Raw genomic sequence first — 18,145 nt, 5'->3', positions numbered from 1 at the left:
GCCAATGTCTGATTTCCAACGCATCCTGCTCATCAAACCCAGCTCGCTCGGAGATATTGTTCACACGCTTCCTGTCGTGGCGGCGCTCAAACAGCACTGGCCGGAGGCCCATCTGACCTGGTGTGTCAAACGGCAATGGGCTGAGGTGGTCGAGCGTGTTGAGGGCGTCGATCGTGTGTGGCCGATCGATTTCACGGTACGCGGGTGGACCGGTTCTGTCCCGGCGCTGCGGCGTCAGCGGTTCGATCTGGTGCTCGATCTTCAGGGCCTTTTGCGGAGCGCGGCGCTGGCGTGGCTGACCGGGTGCCCAACGCGGGTGGGATTTGCCAATGGGCGCGAGGGCAGTCCGTGGTTCTATTCCCGCCGCGTTGCCGTGCCCATGCCCGAGATGCATGCGGTGGACCGGTATCTGCTTATGGTTGCCGCCCTTGGCGCAGCGGTGCAGGGCCGGCCGCAGTTTCGATTCCGATTGCCGAGTCAGGATTATTCGGCTGTCGGGGAGGTGTTGCGAAGAAAGGGCGTGAATGTCGATGCGCCGTGGGTAGCGATGAATATCTCCGCCCGCTGGCCGACGAAGCGCTGGCCGGTCGAATCGTTTGCCGCAGTGGCGGCACAATTGTCGCGCGAAGGGGTGGGGCCGATTGTCGTAATCGGGGGGCCGGATGAGCGCCGGGAAGGCGAGCAAATGAAGCGGCTGGCGGATTGTCCCGTGATCGACCTCATCGGTGAGACGACGCTCGGAATTTTGCCGGCCTTGTTGTCCAAGGCTTCGTTGTTGATCACGAACGATTCCGGTCCCATGCATGTGGCGGCCGCGGTAGGGACTCCCGTTGTCTCGGTGTTTGGTCCGACCAGCGCTGTGCGCACCGGCCCTTATGGAGAAGGACATGCCGTCTTGACCCACGAGATCCCTTGCCGCCCTTGCTTCAGCCGGGTGTGCCGGAATGCGGTCCAGATGGAATGTCTTCAGCGCATTATTCCTGCTCAAGTGGTTGCGGCGGTGCGGGATCGCTGGGCCCTTCGCATGGTGCCGCGATGAATGTGCTGATTGTGCGGCCGGATGGGATGGGCGATCTGGTGCTGGCGCTTCCTGTCGCCACGCAGCTGCGCCAACTGATTCCCGGCGTCCGTATCGGGATGCTCGCGAATCCGGTTGCCGCCCCCATCTTGGAGCATCATCCCGACATCGACTATGTGCGGACCTGTACGGTGCATGCGCCGACGCAGACGATGCGAGAAGCGTTTGCGGGAGGGATCGATGCGGCCATTTTCCTTAAACCATTTCGCCGGCTGATGTGGGCGGCGTGGCTGGCTCGGGTTCCCATTCGAGTCGCCATCGGCTTTCGCTGGCAGAGTGTGCTGGCGAATCGTTGGACCCATGAACACCGGAGTACATTTGCCAAACACGAGTCCGAATACAATGTCGGGATGTTGAAGGGGCTGGGACTCACTCCGGGAGAGGTTCGCCGTCCTCAGCTGGTTGTGACCGAGCGCGAGCGCGCAGCGGGGGAGCAGCGATGGGGTGGTGACGCAAGAAGGCGGGTGATCATTCATCCCGGCGGGGTGTCGGCTCGCCGCTGGCGGCCGCAGCACTATCGCGACCTGGCCAATCTGCTTGTGGAGCAAGGGTGTTCGGTGATTCTGACCGGCAGCGAGACGGAACGAGCGCAATTTCAGGAAGAAGCCTTACAAGCGGTGCCGCTCGATGGGAGAATCAGAAATCTTATGGGGCAGTTGTCGGTGCGCGACCTCATGGGATTGATTGCGGTCTCGCAAGCAGTGGTGTCAGGCGCAACCGGGCCGGCGCATCTGGCGGCGGCTCTCAATGTGCCGAATGTGAGCTTATTCGACCCGCGACGGAACAATTTGCCGACCAGGTGGAAGCCCTTGGGTCTTGGCGTGCTGCTTCGTCCGGATGTGCCGACCTGTGAAAAATGCATCGGTGAAGCCTGTTCCTATTGGGATTGCATGGATCGTCTAACTGTCTCTGGCTTGTCGACGCATGTGGAGCAGGTGATCCAATCCAGGACCCCTCTTGCCATTCACCATATATAGGGTGCGAGGCAGGCGCGATGAGCGAGACGTGCATTGCTCGCCAGTTCAGCCAGTCCCGCATTTCTCGCCAGTCACGCCCGCCTCGCCGCGTACCACCCCTTGTAGATTTGCGCCTTGACTCATTCTGCTAATTGTGTTCATATGCTGAACATTGTCCATTAGTGTTCATTTCTAACGAATGAATGTTCAAGGGCAGCGGGATCTGATCCTTCTGACGGAGTTAGAACGGGACGGCGCGGTCACGCAGCGTACCCTTGCGAATAAATTGGGCGTCGCGCTTGGCCTGACCAATTTGTATCTGAAACGGCTGGCGCGAAAAGGGTACGTCAAGGCCACGACCATTCCTTCTCACCGTATTCGCTACTTGCTCACGCCCCAGGGATTTGCCGAGAAATCCCGTCTTACGTATCTCTACATGCAATATTCGTTGGCCCATTACCGGGAGATGCGTGCCCGGTTACGCGAGGTCTTGTCGCGAATGATGGCGGATGGTGGCACGCGGGTCGTGATTTTCGGGACGAACGAATTGGCGGAATTGGCCTATCTCTCATTGCGGGAAATGGATTTGGTGCTTGTGGGGTTTATTGACGACGGCGAGGCGGAGACCTTTTTGTCCTACCCGGTTTCGAAGCCCGATAGGGTGGCGTGGTGGGAGTTTGACGCGGTGTTGCTGGCGGATCTTGATCGGTCGCGAGAGCATCGCGAGCTGTTGCTGCAACAGCTCGTGCCGAATGGAAAAGTCTTAGCCTTGGGACCGTCGGTCTAAGACGCGCGATTGTAGGAGCGTTTTTCTGTTCACTGTAAGTGAGAGGGCGAAGCTGTATCCGAAGACGGTCTGTCTGGTCAAAGATGTCTATTCGGTCTATCTGGTCTGTTCGGTCAGTTGACCAGATAGACGAGAAAGACCAAACAGACCAAATGGTCTAGCGCAATGAAGATCACGCGTTTTGAAGATCTTGATTGTTGGCAGGAGGCTCGAAAGCTCGTGAGGCACGTGTATGAAGCGATTGACCGCAATTCCTCCTGGAAGAGAGATATTCGTTTGTGCGGACAAATCCAAGCGGCGTCTGTGTCAGTAATGTCTAACATCGCTGAGGGATTTGTCCGGCATTCGGACAAAGAATTTGGACAGTTCTTATTCATAGCGATGTCTTCAGCGGCAGAAACTCAAAGCCACCTCTATGTGGCCGTCGACCAAAAATATCTTTCCCAAGAGAGCTTTGACGAGATTTACGCGCAAGCGGAGAAGACAGGCAAGATGATCTCTGGCCTGATTAAATACCTCCGGACTGCAACCAGACAGACGAGACCGACCAGATAGACCAGACAGACTAAATGAACCAGACAGACCAATCTCCCCACTGGTACGCTGTACGGACTCGATCTCGCCATGAAAAGTTGGTGCGCGATCAATTGGAGAAACAGGGGATCGAGCCCTTGCTGCCGACGGTGAAGCGGCTTAGTCAGTGGAAAGATCGGCGGAAAGAGGTCGAAGTCCCGCTCTTCTCCGGCTATTGCTTCGTTCGGTTCTTGCAGCAAGACAAGCTTGCAGTGCAGAAGGTTTCGGGCGTGGTGGAAGTGGTGGGGAGCGGGAGCCGTCCTGAACCGATCCCGGATGAAGAGATTGACGCCATCAAGACCCTCATGGCGAGCGTGCTGCCCTATGATCCGCACCCCTACCTCCATGAAGGGATGACGGTGGAAGTTGTGCGGGGGCCGCTTCAGGGCCTGCAGGGGATCCTTCTCCGTAAAGAAAAACGCCACCGGCTGGTCATCGGTGTTCGGCTGATTCAGCAAGCGGCCGCGGTGGAAATCGATGTGCGGGATGTGGTGCAGGCATAGTATTGCAGTTAAATCACAGGATTTGTCATGGCTAAGAAAGCGTTGATCACAGGTATTACCGGTCAGGATGGATCGTATCTTGCCGAATTGCTTTTGAGTAAAGGGTACGAGGTCTACGGCATTATTCGACGATCCAGTTCGTTCAATACCGGACGGATCGATCCGATCTATCAGGATCCCCACATTCCCGATGTACGGTTGCGCCTTGTCTATGGAGATCTCAACGATGCCAGTTCCCTCAATAAGATTCTCCGAACCACACAGCCCGATGAAATTTACAATTTAGGCGCGCAGAGCCACGTGCGAGTGAGCTTCGATGTGCCTGAGTACACAGCGGAGGTGACCGGCGTGGGCACCGTTCGCCTCTTGGAAGCCATTCGTGAGTCCGGGCTCAGGCCAAAGTTCTATCAGGCCTCCTCAAGTGAAATGTTCGGCAAGGTTCAGGAGATTCCACAACGGGAGACCACTCCGTTCTATCCGAGAAGCCCCTATGGGGCGGCCAAGCTGTATGCGCACTGGATTACCGTCAATTATCGTGAGGCATACAGCCTCTTTGCCTGCAGCGGCATTTTGTTTAATCACGAATCTCCGCGACGTGGAGAGACGTTTGTTACGAGAAAGATTACGAAAGCAGCTGCTCGGATCAAGCTCGGACTGCAACAGGATCTGTACCTCGGGAATCTGGATGCAAAGCGAGACTGGGGGTATGCGGGAGATTATGTCGAAGCGATGTGGTTGATGCTGCAGCAAGAAGAGCCGGATGATTACGTTATCGCGACCGGAGAAACCCATACGGTCAGAGAGTTTCTGGATGTGGCTTTTGGCCATCTTAGTCTGGACTGGAAGCAATATGTGAAGATCGATCCGAAATATTATCGCCCCACGGAGGTAGATCTGCTTATAGGCGAGGCCTCCAAGGCCAGAAGGAAATTGGGGTGGCAGCCGAAAATGTCTTTTCTTGAACTGGTGGAGACAATGGTACATGCCGATTTGCAGCACGAGCGGCGATTGTTGGAGGGAACACAGGGAGGCAAGTGACGGTGGGATTCTGGGTAAGCAAGCGTGTGTTGGTGACGGGAGGGGCAGGGTTTCTTGGCCGGTATGTGGTCGAGTTAATTCGGGCACGGGGAGCCACGGAGGTTTTCGTGCCGAGAAGCCAAGTGTATGACCTTGTCAGCATAGAGGGGGTCGAACGCGTCTATCGTGATGCGAAGCCCGACCTTGTCATTCATCTCGCGGCGAGGGTTGGCGGGATTGGTGCGAACCTCGACAATCCCGGGAAATTCTTTTATGACAACTTGATGATGGGGGTGCAGCTCATCGAGATGGGGCGGAAGTTGGGCATTGAGAAATTTGTGTCTCTCGGCACGATTTGCGCTTACCCCAAGTTTACTCCTGTACCCTTTAGGGAGGAAGCCTTATGGGACGGGTATCCGGAAGAAACCAATGCTCCGTATGGATTGGCCAAAAAAATGTTGCTCGTTCAGGGGCAGGCCTATCGACAGCAGTATGGGTTCAATTCCATCTATTTGTTGCCGGTCAATTTGTATGGTCCTGGAGACAACTTTGATTTGCACACGTCCCATGTCATTCCCGCGTTGATTAGAAAGTGCGTCGAGGCTGTTCGTCGAGGGGATGATCGAATCGTATGCTGGGGAGATGGAACGCCGACGAGAGAGTTTTTATTCGTCAAAGATTGCGCTGAAGCGATTGTCCTTGCGACGGAACGGTACAATGGGAACGAGCCAGTCAATGTGGGAACGGGGGAAGAAGTCTCCATCAAGACGTTGACCGAAATGGTCGCCGAGCTAACCGGCTTTGCTGGCAAGATTGTCTGGGATGCTTCGCGCCCCAACGGCCAGCCACGGCGATGCCTCGATACGTCACGGGCGCAGCATGCGTTTGGCTTCAAAGCGCAGACACCGCTTTGCGAGGGAATTCGCCAAACTGTTGAGTGGTATCGTCGGGAGGGGAGTGAGGGATGACGCGGCGGCGGCCGAGAGCGACGTCCGGGGTGTGGTACCGGTGTGACGCCAGCTGCATGTGTGCAATCCGCCATCGGTTTAATGAAGCGGTATGACCGGTGATCGGGCTGTCTCAATGTATGGAAATGCCGTTGTCGCCGGGATGCGAGTGCGAGCAGGAGTCGGGGTGGTAATTTGGGGGCCTGAACAGTCGATCCTCATGGAGAAACGCCGTGATTGTGGCTGGTGGGGGCTGCCGGGAGGAAGGGTGGAACCGGGGGAATCGCTGCTGGCTGCCGCGGTCAGAGAGGTCGCTGAGGAAACCGGATTGACCGTGGAGATTACCCATCTGATCGGTGTGTATTCGAACCCGAACGGCCGGATTGTGACCTATCCCGATAACGGAGATGTAGTGCAATTGATCGATGTGATCGTTGCAGCACGAGTGCTCGCTGGTTGTCTGGCCTGTAGCGATGAAAGCGAAGAGTTAGCTTATTTTACGTCTGGTCAGTTGCCTGAAGAAATTGTGCCTCCGGCGCGGCAACCGATAATCGATGCATTCGAAGGCCTGCGTGGGGTCCTGCGCTAGGATGGATTCGTAGTGACACCATTCAAGGACCTCCTGTTGCTTGGGCTTGGACGAGGCCTTCAAGTGCTCGCCGGCCTTGTCACCATTAAGACCGCGACGACTCTATTGTCTCCAGGCGATGTCGGGAGCATGAACCAACTGATGAGTCTCGCGACCTTGGGGACGTCGGCCTTGCTGATGCCTGTGGCGGCGTATATCGGGCGAGGATGTCTCGAGTGGATGGATGCTGGAACATTGAGTCAAAAATTAAGGGCATATTTTCTGATTGTCCTGATTGGCACGCTGGTTCTTGGCGCGGGGGCCTGGGCAATTCAGAGTTGGTTGGTATTGGTTGCAGGTATTGGGGCTGTCTGGGTTGGCGCATTGGTAGCGTTCTATACAGCTGGATTTTCACTCCACACGATGGGGACGATGGGACTCAATTTGATCGGTCATCGGTTTCTGTATGTGGCATTTGGGAATATTGCGGCTTGGGGGGGGCTGCTCTTTGCGCTGTGGTATTCGAGGAGTGAAGCAAGTGCGGAGATGTGGCTGGTGGGAATCTTTTGTGGGTTTCTTCTTTCTTCTCTGTCCTATGTACTTTTTGATCGGTATGCCAAAGCGAATGCTCCTGTGCACATTTCAGACCAAGTGAGGAGGCTCCCATTTGATTGGTGGACGGTATTCACGTTTGTGTGGCCGCAAGCAATCATTTACATACTCTATTGGATCCAGTCGCAGAGTTATCGGTTTGTGCTTACCTCGGTTGCCGACATTGCGACTGTGGGGCTGTTTGCGGCTGGGTATATGATTTGCTCCGTGCCGATGCAGACCTTTGAAACATTGTTCAATGAGTTTTATAGCCCGACCCTGTTTCGCGCGCTCAAAGGGCATGATGCAGAAGGCATGACACAGGCTTGGAATGCCTATGCTGCAGCGTACATTCCTGCGGTCATGTTATTCGGCGCATTTCTAGCAGGGAATGCCGCATTTATGGTGAAGCTGCTCTTAGGTGAACAATTTCAGACGGTAACGTCGATTCTTCTTTGGCCAGCATTGACGGAAACGTTTCGCGCCATCTCATCCGTACTCTACCAACTTGGGTTGGTGAAACTCGATATGAGCGTCAACGTTCTGCCCGTTGTCGTTGGTGCGCTCATCGCCCCTACATTGGTCTACCTTCTGGCACCCTATGAGCCACTGTTGGGAACGGCGTTAGCCCTTCTGGCGGCCGGAGTGGCGGTTCTTATCGTGGTGATTCCCCTCAGTTGCCGTGCCTTGCCGGTTGTGTGGCCTATCCGGAGGATCCTATATGCGGCAGTGCTAGGTACTCCGTTGTATTTGATGGGATGGATGATGCGGGTGGTCCTGGGTGAATTAAATGATAGCGGAGCAGTGATTGCCCTCACGATCTCAGGTTTGTTGATGGTGGGCCTGCAGTATGTCATGGCCAAATCCTGGCTCCGCGAGGTGCTCCCAGTGGTAAGGAGAGTCTAATGAGGGTGCCAGGTCTTGTCACAATTATGGTGCCGGTGCTTAACGGGGAACTTTTTCTGCCCTTGGCACTGGACTCATTGCTGGCCCAAGACTATCCGAAGTTCGAAATCGTGATTCTCGACAACCAATCGACCGATCGAACGGCGGAAATTTGTCGCGAGTACGAACGCCGCGATGCGCGGGTGAAGTATGTGCTGGATACGGTCAATCGTATTTCTCACGATGCCGCCAACCATCTTGCGACGTTCATGACGGGTGAATTCTGCATGATCGCATGTGATGACGATCTCTGGGCACCGAATTTTCTCAGTGTTCTTGTGACGTATCTTCAGCGGCATCCCGATGTTGGGTTGGTGTTTCCCAATGCCTGCTATGTGGATGTGGAGGGGAACCGAGGTGCGCAGCGGCTGCTGGCAAGGCGACACCTTTATACGAAAGATGATTCTCCGTTTCTGAATGTGTGGCGCTATCTCGGGCAACGCCGAGTGGTTCCGACGATCTTCGGTGTTTATCGGAGCGAAGCGTACTTGGCGGCTCTGCCGTTCGATACCTTTGACGAAACGATCGCCGATGTGGATAACTTGTTCCTCATTAAGCTCATGGTGCAGAGCAAGGTGCACACGATCGACGAGATTCTATTCTTCTATCGCAACAAGTATCGAGGGTATGACCCTTCTCTGGCGAGCGGGAGCCCCAAAGGACAATCTGTGTTCCTCGCATGGTGGTTCTTTACTCAGCATCAATGGCGTTTCGTCCACAAGATTGTCCGGGTGGTGAATGAGTCTCGATTGAATGGGACCGTGAAATACGCCTTGCGGGTACGGACGTACTACACGTTCCTGATCGCCATCACCGTTCTTCGCGTGCGTGCATTGGTCGGCCGGCTCCTGGTACTGCTTCGGTTGAGAGAGGGGCCGCCGGTAAAGAAGGACATTCATTTTGAAAAACGATCCACGGCTCTTCGTGCGGCAGGATATGATCCGGTCGGAAGTAATGTTTCCGGTAAAGATCTTTCAAGGCACGAACAGTAGTTTTGCTGTCGGCACGAGTTGAGGCTCGGAGTGGTTGAGCTAAGGCCTGCAGTTACGATTATTCCCCGTATTCCCACGTGATGATGCACAAGGGTAGTGAGAATCTGGGTATTGTCACGCAGCCTTTGATCTCGGTCGTGACGCCGTCACTTAATCATGGCCGCTTTCTTCGGCAGACGATTGAGAGTGTCGCGGCGCAATCGTTCAAAAACGTCGAACACATTGTCGTTGACGGAGGATCGACAGATGGAACCGTGGAGATCCTTAAAGAATTTCCGCACCTCCGATGGGTGTCTGAACCGGACGATCACGTTCTGGAGGCCTATCAAAAAGCGTTTGCCATGGCGCGAGGGCAGTACATCATTCAGTGTTGCGTCTCAGACGGATTTCTCGATCTCCACTGGTTTCGAAAGTGTGTCGATGTGCTTGAGTCGGACGACGAGGTGTCGCTGGTATGGGGATTTGCCCAAGCCATGTCCGAGGAGGGCAATCTGCTGAATGTCTCTTTTCAGGATTTTTTTGCGGATCCTCCTCCGCAGAAACAGAACTTTCTTGCATTCTGGCTTGAGAGCGGTTTTCCCTTGCCCGAGGGGAATTATTGTGTGAGAAGCGAGGTGATTAAGAAGTGGTTCCCGGATTCACACGCGCGGGATTGGTTCAGAGTCTGTCCCCATCTTGGGTTTATGTTCAGATTTATTACTGAGGGCTATAGTCCGTATTTCATTCCGGCGGTTGCGAATTTCGGCCGTACGCACCATGATCAGCGCAGTCAACGTTTGAGCAATGTGGAAAAGCCCGGACAGGTTGCGTACGCAAACGCCGTCAAGGAGTACGGGCGACGAGTTCTCAGTGGAACGACCGTGCATCGCTTCCGCAACGGTCGTTCGCAGGTGATCGGGGAGATTCAGCCACATCAGCTCTCCTCGTTGAGGCGGCGTATCTGGCGACATCGGTTGCTGCGCTCCCGTCTGCTTCGAGTCGATCCATATACTCTCGCATTGAAACTTAAGGAGCGGCTATTCAGCTGAAACCGGTTGGGGTGCTCCCCGGCGAGAGTGTTCCTCCGCCGTTGCCGTAGAATCATCGGGAGGGGGACGTTTTGCCGAACACTCGCCTAAAAGGAATTCTGAGAACATCAGAGGAGAGGCAGGGATATTGATGGCCGCATCGCGCATGCCCTCAAGGCAATTGGATGTGCTCTTCGTCAACGCCGATTCATCATTGCAGGCGTATCAGGGATTAGCGAAGACGTATTCAGCGATCGAGCCTCCTACATGGGCATTATTACTGGCACAGTCATGTCGTGCCAAGGATTTCGGCGTCGCCATCCTGGATTGTGATGCGGAGAAGTTATCGCTGGCCGATGCCGTGAGCCGGATTCAGAGTGCGAACCCGCGGCTGGTCGTTTTTGTGGTGTATGGACAAAACCCCAATTCCGGGACGACTGGAATGATCGGCGCCAGCGCGCTTGCCAATGAACTGAGGCAGCAACATCCGGAATTCTCTATCTGCTTCGTGGGGTCTCACACCAGTGCGTTGCCACTGGAGGTTTTGCAGTTCCCGTTTGTCGATTTTGTTCTACTGAATGAAGGTGTCTACGCACTGCACAATCTTCTGCGGACCGATCTCAGCTCCGGGGTGAAGGCTGTAAAGGGGATCGGATACAAGGCGGCTGATTCTTCAGGGACAATCCGATCCATCTTGAACGAGCCGCAATCCGTGGTTCCGCAGGACTGTATGGATATTGATATGCCCGGTTACGCATGGGATCTTCTTCCTTACCGATCGCGTCCGCTCGATTTGTATCGGGCGCATTTTTGGCATGCCGAGTTCGATCACGAAAAGCGGACACCGTTCGCGGCCATCTATACCTCGCTCGGCTGCACGTTCGGCTGCGACTTCTGCATGATCAACATCATCAATCGTGTCGATAACGGGAGCACGGTCGACGCGGCGCAATCGCGCGGCATGCGCTTCTGGAGTGCGAAGCTCATCGCCGGAGAACTCGAAAAGCTGGCCCGCATGGGAGTCGAGACCGTTCGCATCAGCGACGAAATGTTCTTCTTGAATCGCAAGTACTACGAGCCTCTCCTGCATGACATCATCGAGCGGAATCTTAAGTTGCGGATGTGGGCCTATGCGCGAGTCGATACTGTGCGTCATGAGTATATCGAACTGTTCAGAAAGGCTGGCATCAATTGGCTAGCACTCGGTATTGAAGCCGGCAATCAAACCGTGCGGCAAGAGGTCTCGAAAGGTTCCTTCCAAGAAGTTAACATTCGAGGAGTGTGCGAGAAGGTAAGAGCCGGCGGCATGAATGTTATCAGTAACTACATCTTCGGCTTCCCGGACGATACGCTGCAGACGATGGGGGAAACGCTGGATTTGGCGCTCGAGTTGAACACGGAGATGGCCAACATGTATCCATGCCAGGCGTTGCCCGGCAGTCCGATGTATCACATGGCCAGACAGTATGGATGGGCGCTCCCGGAAACCTACAGCGGGTATGCGTTTCTCTCCTACGATAGCCAGCCACTTCCGACGAAACACGTGGCGGCGGCGGAAGTGCTGAGGTTTCGCGATGAGGCGTGGCAAAAGTATTTCTCCAATCCGGCCTACTTGAAATTAGTTGAAACCAAGTTCGGGGAAAAGGAGCGGGCGAACGTCGAAGCTATGGCCAAAGTGCGGCTGCGGCGCAAGTTGCTCGGTGATTAGCTCTCCCTCTCGACTGGCCAGCCAGGAAAGGATGCGGTTGCGAACATGATTATCACAAGGACTCCTTTCCGCATTTCATTTTTTGGCGGCGGCACCGACTATCCCGCGTGGTATCAACAGCATGGCGGGGTTGTGCTGGCCACCTCGATCGACAAGTATTGCCATATTAGTTGCCGCTACCTTCCGCCGTTCTTCGAACATCGACATCGTATTGTGTATTCTGTGATCGAGAACGTGCAGCGGGTTGAAGAGATCAAGCACCCAGCCGTTCGTGCCATTCTTGATTGGGCAGGCTGCGACGATCATGGACTCGAAATTCATCACGATGGCGATTTGCCTGCACGATCAGGACTTGGGTCCAGTTCATCCTTCACGGTTGGGTTGATCCATGCTCTTGCCGCGTTGCGTGGAAAATATGTTTCGAAAGACGATCTGGCCGCGCAAGCCATCCACATGGAGCAGCAGATCATCAAGGAAAATGTCGGATCGCAGGACCAGGTTTCTGCGGCATTTGGCGGATTCAATCGAATCGATTTCAAGACGAATGACACATTCCAGGTTTCGCCCATCATTTTGACGAAGGACCGGTTGCATGAGTTTCAGTCGCATTTGATGCTGTGTTTTACCGGGTTTTCAAGGATTGCTTCGGAGATCGCCAAGTCCAAGATCGACAATTTCAAGAGCCGCGAGAACGAGCTCAATCGTATGAAAGAGATGGTCGATGAAGCCATCCACATCCTCCAAGACATGAAGACGCCGATCGAGGAGGTGGGAGGGTTACTGCATCAGAGCTGGTTGTACAAGCGAAGTTTGTCGGACAAGGTGTCAACTCCCGAGATTGACCATCTGTATGAGGAGGCTCTGCGTGTGGGAGCGACTGGCGGCAAGATCCTAGGGGCCGGCGGCGGAGGGTTCTTGTTGTTATTTGTGAAGCCTGACCTGCAGTCCAAAGTCCGAGAGCGGCTCAAGCATCTGATCCATGTGCCGTTCCGGTTTGAGAATTCCGGCAGCCGAGTTGTGCTATATCAGCCGAATGGGCTTTTCTGATGGCGAGGATGAAGAAAAATACGGTCGTGTATGTTGCGGGTCATGCCGGTCTGATTGGGTCGGCAATCGTCAGACGGTTGGAGCGTGAGGGCTATCAGGCTCCAATCACGAGACGCCGAAGTCAAATGGATTTGCAGAATGCCGGACAGGTCGACGAATTCTTCGCGGACGCCCGCCCTGAATGTGTGGTGCTGGCTGCCGGTCGAGTCGGCGGGATCGTCGAAAATCAGACATTCCCGGCTGACTTTATGGATGAAAATATTGCCATTCAGCTCAATGTCTTGAAGGCTGCGCGCAGGACCGGTGTGCGCAAACTGATCCTCTTCGGCTCTTCCTGCATGTACCCCAGAGAATGTCCCCAGCCCATGACTGAAGACGCCCTCTTATCAGGGAAGCCGGAACCGACGAGTCTACCGTACGCCATTTCCAAGCTTGCAGGAACATACATGTGTCTGGCCTACAATAAGCAAGATCGTGCCACCCGGTATATTCCTGTTATCCCCAATAGTGCTTATGGTCCGCATGACAACTTCGATCCAAAATCCGGTCATGTTCTGTCTGCGCTCATGGCGCGATTTCATCAGGCCAAGGTGAGCGGGGCCAAATCCGTCACGCTGTGGGGAAGCGGTTCGCCGCGGCGAGAGTTTATTCATGCAGACGATATTGCCGATGCCTGCCTGCATCTCTTGGCGCAGGACGATATCGCGGTCGATCTTCCTCTTAACATCGGGGTCGGTGTCGATGTTTCGATCAAGGAGTTGGCCGAATTGATCGCCGGGGTGGTGGGCTACAAGGGGCGGCTGGAGTGGGATCTCACAAAGCCTGACGGGGCACCGCGGAAGCTGCTCGACAGCGCGCGGATTCAGTCGTTAGGCTGGGCACCGAAGGTCAGACTCGCCGAGGGGCTGGCTGCAACCTATGGGTGGTATGTCGATCATGCCGATCGCGAGACTGCGCCCATGCGTGAGACCAGAGGATAGCGTCCTGTGCAGGCTTGCAGGATGTGAGCCCGTCACAATGAAGGTGAGGTGGTAGTTGCGGAATCGATATAGTATTTTGGATTTCCGCAGGAGCCGATATGAGCGAATCTGAGGGGATAATCGTCTGCGCCCGAGTGCGCAGCCTGCGAAGGATGGAGAGATGACGAAAGAACAGCTGATCGCATTCGAGGAAGAAATTGCCGCCCTGTTCAACGCGGGGAAAATTCGCGCGCCTGTACACCTGTATTTCGGCAACGAAGAGGCAATGATCGGAGTATTTCGGAACATTCGTTCCCAGGATTGGGTGTTTTGTTCGTGGCGGTCACATTACCAATGTCTTTTGAAGGGAGTGCCCACGGAATTGGTTCGTGAGGAGATCTTGGCTGGGCGTTCGATCTCCCTATGTTTCCCCGAGCATCGTATTTATTCCTCGGCCATCGTCGGCGGGGTGTTGCCGATTGCTGTCGGGACAGCCATGTCGATTCAGCGGCGAGGCGAGGACGCCAGGGTGTACTGTTTTGTCGGAGACATGACGGCTGAGACTGGGATCGCCCATGAGGCGATCAAGTACAGCCGAAATCACCGCCTGCCGATCCACTTTATTGTCGAAGACAATGCGAAATCGGTCTGCACCGATACCAGGGAGGCCTGGAATCAGCCCCGTCTGAGCTTCGAGGGCGCGGCCGATGAGTACATCAGTTACTACCGCTACGAAACCAAATATCCCCATGCTGGTGCCGGCGTGCGGGTTCAGTTTTAAGGTGATGGGTATGAAGTACTTTGACGAGTTGAAGCGATCGATGGAATTTTTGGCCCAAGATCCCCGTACGATTTTCATTGGGCAGGCAGTGGCCGTTCCAGGGACGGCTATGACCAATACGCTGAAAGATGTGCCCCGCGACCGTCTCATCGAACTGCCCGTTGCCGAAGAAATGCAGATGGGGATGACGACGGGTATGGCTCTGACGGGACTTGTCCCTGTCAGCATTTTCCCGCGCTGGAACTTTCTTCTCTGTGCCATCAATCAGCTGGTGAATCATTTGGACAAGATTCAGGTCATGTCGAACGGCGGCTACAAGGCCAAGGCCATTATTCGCACGGGGATCGGGTCGCAGCGGCCGTTGCACCCCCAGCATCAGCATGTGGGGGATTTCACCGAGGCGCTCCGCGCCATGTGTAGCACGATCGAAGTGATTCGGCTTGATGAGCCAGCGGATGTTTTCCCGGCCTACGAGCGTGCCCTGCTTCGCGAGGACGGGCGCAGCACCATCCTGGTCGAGTATGGCGATTACTATGGAGAGAAGTAGGCGGCACTCACCCAGGCAAGGGGCGGTCAGCGAGAAGGATTGCTTTAGCCGTATTCCGGAGTGCGAGTGTCATGAAATCGATCAGCCATTCATTGGGTAGGGATGTATGAAATATCCGTTGATGCGCAACAATATTCTTCGTGAGGATCTGGATGCAGTGATTGAGCATCTCAAGCAGGACGATCCCATCCTAACGCATGGCGCCCAGGTGCGGGCCTTCGAAACCGAATGGTCTGTGTGGTTAGGCGTCAGGCACAGTGTTTTTGTCAATTCCGGTGCATCGGCCAATCTCCTGACCATGGCCATCCTCAAGATCCGCCATCCGGATGGAGGAGAGGTCATCGTCCCGCCATTGGCCTGGGTATCCGATATCGCCTCGGTGCTGCAAAACGGATTCACGCCGGTTTTCGTAGATATCGATCCCCGAACGCTGGCCATGGATGCTAATAAAATTCTTGCGGCAATCACGGAGCGAACACGGGCGGTGTTTCTCACGCATGTCCAGGGATTTGACGGGCTCACGGATCGATTAGTGAGCGAGTTGCAGCAGCGGCATATTCCGTTGATCGAGGATGTGTGCGAGTCGCATGGCGCCACACATAGCGGGAAGAAGCTGGGGAGCTTCGGATGGATCTCGAATTTCTCTTTCTACTACGCTCATCACATGAGCACAATCGAAGGAGGAATGGTATGCACGAATGACCAGGAGGTCTACCAACAGATTCGCATGCTGCGCTCGCATGGCATGGTCCGGGAGGCCAGCGATCCGGCCGTCCAGGCGGCCTACCGGTCGGCGAATCCGGAATTGAACCCGGACTTCATTTTCGCCTTTCCTGCCTACAACATGCGAAACACTGAGATTGGTGGCATCATGGGCCGCAGCCAGCTGAAGCGCCTGGATTTCAACGTGAGGCGACGGACTGAAAATTTACTGCGTTTTCTCAGGCAGATTGACTCTACAAAGTACCGAACCGATTTCAAGCTTGAGGGATCAAGCAATTACGCGTTCAATCTGATTCTCAGACGTCCGGACGACGAGCTGGTCGAGCGTTTGATGAAGGTCATGCGTGAGTCAGGTATTGAGTTCCGGCGTGGAAGCGCAGGCGGCGGGAATCAGATTCGCCAGCCGTATTTGCAAGGGATCGTTCCTAAGGATCACCACCGGGCGTTCCCTGAAACCGAACATGTCCACTTCTACGGCTTCTACATCGGCAACTTTCCTGATCTGCGGGAAGGCGAGATCGATGAGTTGTGTAGGATTCTGAATTCAGTATGAGGCGGGTATGACCTCCGCCGTGATTCTTGCAGGCGGGCTCGGGACCAGGCTGCGCAGTGCGGTGCCTGATTTGCCGAAGCCGATGGCTCCGATCGGCGGCCGGCCGTTTCTCGAATATCAACTTGATTATTGGATTGCCCAGGGGATCGGGCGGTTCGTCCTGTCCGTCGGGTACCGGCGTGAAACCATCATGGATCACTTTGGGGCTCGATACAAAAGTGCTGAGCTCGAATACGCGGTTGAGGAGAAGCCACTGGGCACCGGCGGAGGACTCTTGATTGCCGCAGAGAAGGTCGTCCAAAGCGAGCCCTTCTTGTTGCTGAACGGGGATACCTATTTTGCAGTGGACTGGCGGGAGTTGAGCGCCTATGCCAAGGCTCATGACGCAGACTGGTGCTTCTCGTTGTTCAGGACCGAGGAGAAGGGGCGTTACATGGGGCTTGAACTCTCGCCTCAAGGGCGGATCATCTCCCTGAAATTGGGCAGCACACAGAAATCTCGCCTTGCGAATGGCGGCGTCTATTGGGTGCACCCCCGGGCGTTGCGCGGCGTCCGATTCGCATCGGGTGAAAAGGTGTCCCTTGAGGATGACCTGTTCCCCGCCGCGCTCGCTTCCGGTCAGCGCATGTATGGGATTGAGTGCACCGGGACGTTCATCGACATCGGGGTGCCCGATGACTATCATCGGGCCGCGAGCGTATTAAGAGGCTAGCTCCACGGGATCATGTTTCAATCACCCAAAAGGACATGTCTATGAGTTACAACATCCTTGTTACCGGCGGTGCGGGCTATCTTGGTTCCACTATGGTTCCGGATCTGCTTCAGTTAGGCCACAAGATCACGGTGCTGGACAGTTTTATGTACAAGCAGGCCAGCCTCAACCATGTGTGCCATCATCCCAACTTTTCAGTTGTCAAAGGCGACATCCGTATCGAAAGCGTCATGGCGCCGCTGATCAAGAAGGCCGATATCGTGATTCCCCTGGCTGCGTTGGTGGGCGCGCCGATGTGTAGCCTGGATCCGGTGGGTGCGACGACGGTCAATCATGACGCGATTACTCTCATGTTGAAGCTGCTGTCGAAGCAGCAGCTTGTATTGATGCCGACCACTAACAGTGCGTATGGAACCGGGGATAAGAATAATTTTTGTACCGAAGAGTCTCCGCTCAATCCGATTTCGCTCTATGCGAAGGAGAAAGTTGGGATCGAAAAAGAGCTCATGCAGCGGGAGAACGCGATCAGCTTCCGTCTGGCGACCGTGTTCGGGATGTCGCCGCGCATGCGCATCGACCTGCTGGTGAATGACTTTACCTATCGGGCGGTCCATGACCGCTTCGTCGTCCTGTTCGAAAGCTCCTTCAAGCGCAACTATGTGCATGTGCGCGATGTCTCGCGCGTGTTTCAGCATGCCATCGCGAATTTCGACAAGATGAAAGGCCAGATCTACAACGTCGGCCTTTCCGACGCGAACGTGTCGAAGCGAGAGCTGTGCGAACATATTCAGAAGCAGGTTCCCGATTTTGTATTTCTCGATGCGCCGGTCGGCAAGGACCCGGATCAGCGGAACTATATTGTCTCTAATGCCAAGATCGAAGCCACGGGTTTCAAGCCCATGTATTCGCTCGATGCGGGAATCGGAGACTTGATCAAGGGCTACACCATGATCAAGAACACGCGCTACGGGAATGTGTAGCCGGCTGTATCTTAACTTTGCTGGTTCAGTTTGTCGGGGCTGGTTCCTGCCCGATGGTGATGTTCAGCTGTCTTTCAGCGGGCCGCGCTTCCGCATGATGATAAGACATGCGTGATCCGCAGTGTCAGGGCTTGCAGCGTCGAGATGTTTTCTCCCTTGGCTCATTTATGC

At 55.0% G+C, this 18,145-nt stretch carries 19 protein-coding genes; all 19 read left to right on the top strand.

Annotated features, from left to right (window positions below):
* The first annotated feature begins 4 nt into the window (after nucleotides 1-4).
* The 19 genes from RI101_02525 (at nucleotide 5) to RI101_02435 (ending at nucleotide 17,974) form a co-directional block, all read left to right on the top strand.
* Nucleotides 5-1,039 carry a glycosyltransferase family 9 protein gene (locus RI101_02525; protein MEC4888912.1) on the top strand — a complete coding sequence of 345 codons (1,035 nt, stop codon included), beginning with the start codon at nucleotides 5-7 and terminating at the stop codon, nucleotides 1,037-1,039.
* The gene (locus RI101_02520) at nucleotides 1,036-2,055 is read left to right on the top strand and encodes a glycosyltransferase family 9 protein (protein ID MEC4888911.1); all 1,020 of its coding nucleotides are present in this window, start codon (nucleotides 1,036-1,038) and stop codon (nucleotides 2,053-2,055) included. Before RI101_02525 ends, RI101_02520 begins: the two co-directional genes overlap by 4 nt.
* Nucleotides 2,056-2,233: 178 nt before the next feature.
* Nucleotides 2,234-2,821: a winged helix-turn-helix transcriptional regulator gene (locus RI101_02515; protein ID MEC4888910.1), complete on the top strand. Its 588-nt coding sequence runs from the start codon at nucleotides 2,234-2,236 to the stop codon at nucleotides 2,819-2,821.
* Nucleotides 2,822-2,986: 165 nt separating this feature from the next.
* On the top strand, nucleotides 2,987-3,376 hold the full coding sequence (locus tag RI101_02510; protein ID MEC4888909.1) for a four helix bundle protein: 390 nt from the start codon (nucleotides 2,987-2,989) through the stop codon (nucleotides 3,374-3,376).
* A 14-nt stretch (nucleotides 3,377-3,390) separates the two neighbouring features.
* A complete protein-coding gene (locus RI101_02505) occupies nucleotides 3,391-3,897 on the top strand; it encodes a UpxY family transcription antiterminator (GenBank protein MEC4888908.1) in 507 nt (168 codons plus the stop codon).
* Between the two features lie 27 nt (nucleotides 3,898-3,924).
* A complete protein-coding gene (gene gmd / locus RI101_02500) occupies nucleotides 3,925-4,935 on the top strand; it encodes a GDP-mannose 4,6-dehydratase (protein ID MEC4888907.1) in 1,011 nt (336 codons plus the stop codon).
* A gap of 2 nt (nucleotides 4,936-4,937) precedes the next feature.
* A complete protein-coding gene (locus RI101_02495; protein MEC4888906.1) occupies nucleotides 4,938-5,882 on the top strand; it encodes a GDP-L-fucose synthase in 945 nt (314 codons plus the stop codon).
* 91 nt (nucleotides 5,883-5,973) lie between these two features.
* The gene (locus tag RI101_02490; GenBank protein ID MEC4888905.1) at nucleotides 5,974-6,450 is read left to right on the top strand and encodes an NUDIX domain-containing protein; all 477 of its coding nucleotides are present in this window, start codon (nucleotides 5,974-5,976) and stop codon (nucleotides 6,448-6,450) included.
* A 129-nt stretch (nucleotides 6,451-6,579) separates the two neighbouring features.
* Nucleotides 6,580-7,926, top strand: a complete 1,347-nt coding sequence (locus RI101_02485; protein ID MEC4888904.1) for an oligosaccharide flippase family protein — start codon at nucleotides 6,580-6,582, stop codon at nucleotides 7,924-7,926.
* The gene (locus RI101_02480; GenBank protein MEC4888903.1) at nucleotides 7,926-8,957 is read left to right on the top strand and encodes a glycosyltransferase family 2 protein; all 1,032 of its coding nucleotides are present in this window, start codon (nucleotides 7,926-7,928) and stop codon (nucleotides 8,955-8,957) included. Before RI101_02485 ends, RI101_02480 begins: the two co-directional genes overlap by 1 nt.
* A 137-nt stretch (nucleotides 8,958-9,094) precedes the next feature.
* On the top strand, nucleotides 9,095-9,985 hold the full coding sequence (locus tag RI101_02475; GenBank protein MEC4888902.1) for a glycosyltransferase: 891 nt from the start codon (nucleotides 9,095-9,097) through the stop codon (nucleotides 9,983-9,985).
* Nucleotides 9,986-10,115: 130 nt separating this feature from the next.
* Nucleotides 10,116-11,672 carry a radical SAM protein gene (locus tag RI101_02470; protein MEC4888901.1) on the top strand — a complete coding sequence of 519 codons (1,557 nt, stop codon included), beginning with the start codon at nucleotides 10,116-10,118 and terminating at the stop codon, nucleotides 11,670-11,672.
* Between the two features lie 45 nt (nucleotides 11,673-11,717).
* On the top strand, nucleotides 11,718-12,719 hold the full coding sequence (locus tag RI101_02465; GenBank protein MEC4888900.1) for a kinase: 1,002 nt from the start codon (nucleotides 11,718-11,720) through the stop codon (nucleotides 12,717-12,719).
* Entirely contained in the window at nucleotides 12,719-13,699 is a 981-nt protein-coding gene (locus RI101_02460) for a GDP-L-fucose synthase (GenBank protein MEC4888899.1), read from the top strand. The genes RI101_02465 and RI101_02460 overlap by 1 nt, the downstream gene beginning before the upstream one ends.
* 160 nt (nucleotides 13,700-13,859) lie before the next feature.
* Nucleotides 13,860-14,459, top strand: a complete 600-nt coding sequence (locus RI101_02455; protein MEC4888898.1) for a thiamine pyrophosphate-dependent enzyme — start codon at nucleotides 13,860-13,862, stop codon at nucleotides 14,457-14,459.
* A 10-nt stretch (nucleotides 14,460-14,469) separates the two neighbouring features.
* Nucleotides 14,470-15,006 carry a hypothetical protein gene (locus tag RI101_02450; protein MEC4888897.1) on the top strand — a complete coding sequence of 179 codons (537 nt, stop codon included), beginning with the start codon at nucleotides 14,470-14,472 and terminating at the stop codon, nucleotides 15,004-15,006.
* A 106-nt stretch (nucleotides 15,007-15,112) separates the two neighbouring features.
* A complete protein-coding gene (locus RI101_02445; GenBank protein ID MEC4888896.1) occupies nucleotides 15,113-16,282 on the top strand; it encodes a DegT/DnrJ/EryC1/StrS aminotransferase family protein in 1,170 nt (389 codons plus the stop codon).
* Between the two features lie 7 nt (nucleotides 16,283-16,289).
* Nucleotides 16,290-16,994, top strand: coding sequence for a nucleotidyltransferase family protein (locus tag RI101_02440; GenBank protein ID MEC4888895.1), 705 nt, complete (start codon nucleotides 16,290-16,292; stop codon nucleotides 16,992-16,994).
* A gap of 41 nt (nucleotides 16,995-17,035) precedes the next feature.
* Nucleotides 17,036-17,974 carry an NAD(P)-dependent oxidoreductase gene (locus RI101_02435; protein MEC4888894.1) on the top strand — a complete coding sequence of 313 codons (939 nt, stop codon included), beginning with the start codon at nucleotides 17,036-17,038 and terminating at the stop codon, nucleotides 17,972-17,974.
* Nucleotides 17,975-18,145: the final 171 nt, after the last annotated feature.

It is taken from the genome of Nitrospira sp. (assembly GCA_035968315.1).
Lineage (GTDB): Bacteria > Nitrospirota > Nitrospiria > Nitrospirales > Nitrospiraceae > Nitrospira_D.
Note: the sequence above shows the minus strand (reverse complement) of the source record. Positions and strands in the feature narration are given on the sequence as shown.

What these genes read in the sequence shown, in the direction of transcription:
- RI101_02525 (MEC4888912.1), top strand. Translation starts at nt 5, where the DNA reads ATGTCTGATTTCCAACGCATCCTGCTCATCAAACCCAGCTCGCTCGGA.
- RI101_02520 (MEC4888911.1), top strand. Translation starts at nt 1,036, where the DNA reads ATGAATGTGCTGATTGTGCGGCCGGATGGGATGGGCGATCTGGTGCTG.
- RI101_02515 (MEC4888910.1), top strand. Translation starts at nt 2,234, where the DNA reads ATGAATGTTCAAGGGCAGCGGGATCTGATCCTTCTGACGGAGTTAGAA.
- RI101_02510 (MEC4888909.1), top strand. Translation starts at nt 2,987, where the DNA reads ATGAAGATCACGCGTTTTGAAGATCTTGATTGTTGGCAGGAGGCTCGA.
- RI101_02505 (MEC4888908.1), top strand. Translation starts at nt 3,391, where the DNA reads ATGAACCAGACAGACCAATCTCCCCACTGGTACGCTGTACGGACTCGA.
- gmd (MEC4888907.1), top strand. Translation starts at nt 3,925, where the DNA reads ATGGCTAAGAAAGCGTTGATCACAGGTATTACCGGTCAGGATGGATCG.
- RI101_02490 (MEC4888905.1), top strand. Translation starts at nt 5,974, where the DNA reads ATGACCGGTGATCGGGCTGTCTCAATGTATGGAAATGCCGTTGTCGCC.
- RI101_02485 (MEC4888904.1), top strand. Translation starts at nt 6,580, where the DNA reads ATGAACCAACTGATGAGTCTCGCGACCTTGGGGACGTCGGCCTTGCTG.
- RI101_02480 (MEC4888903.1), top strand. Translation starts at nt 7,926, where the DNA reads ATGAGGGTGCCAGGTCTTGTCACAATTATGGTGCCGGTGCTTAACGGG.
- RI101_02470 (MEC4888901.1), top strand. Translation starts at nt 10,116, where the DNA reads ATGGCCGCATCGCGCATGCCCTCAAGGCAATTGGATGTGCTCTTCGTC.
- RI101_02465 (MEC4888900.1), top strand. Translation starts at nt 11,718, where the DNA reads ATGATTATCACAAGGACTCCTTTCCGCATTTCATTTTTTGGCGGCGGC.
- RI101_02460 (MEC4888899.1), top strand. Translation starts at nt 12,719, where the DNA reads ATGGCGAGGATGAAGAAAAATACGGTCGTGTATGTTGCGGGTCATGCC.
- RI101_02455 (MEC4888898.1), top strand. Translation starts at nt 13,860, where the DNA reads ATGACGAAAGAACAGCTGATCGCATTCGAGGAAGAAATTGCCGCCCTG.
- RI101_02450 (MEC4888897.1), top strand. Translation starts at nt 14,470, where the DNA reads ATGAAGTACTTTGACGAGTTGAAGCGATCGATGGAATTTTTGGCCCAA.
- RI101_02445 (MEC4888896.1), top strand. Translation starts at nt 15,113, where the DNA reads ATGAAATATCCGTTGATGCGCAACAATATTCTTCGTGAGGATCTGGAT.
- RI101_02440 (MEC4888895.1), top strand. Translation starts at nt 16,290, where the DNA reads ATGACCTCCGCCGTGATTCTTGCAGGCGGGCTCGGGACCAGGCTGCGC.
- RI101_02435 (MEC4888894.1), top strand. Translation starts at nt 17,036, where the DNA reads ATGAGTTACAACATCCTTGTTACCGGCGGTGCGGGCTATCTTGGTTCC.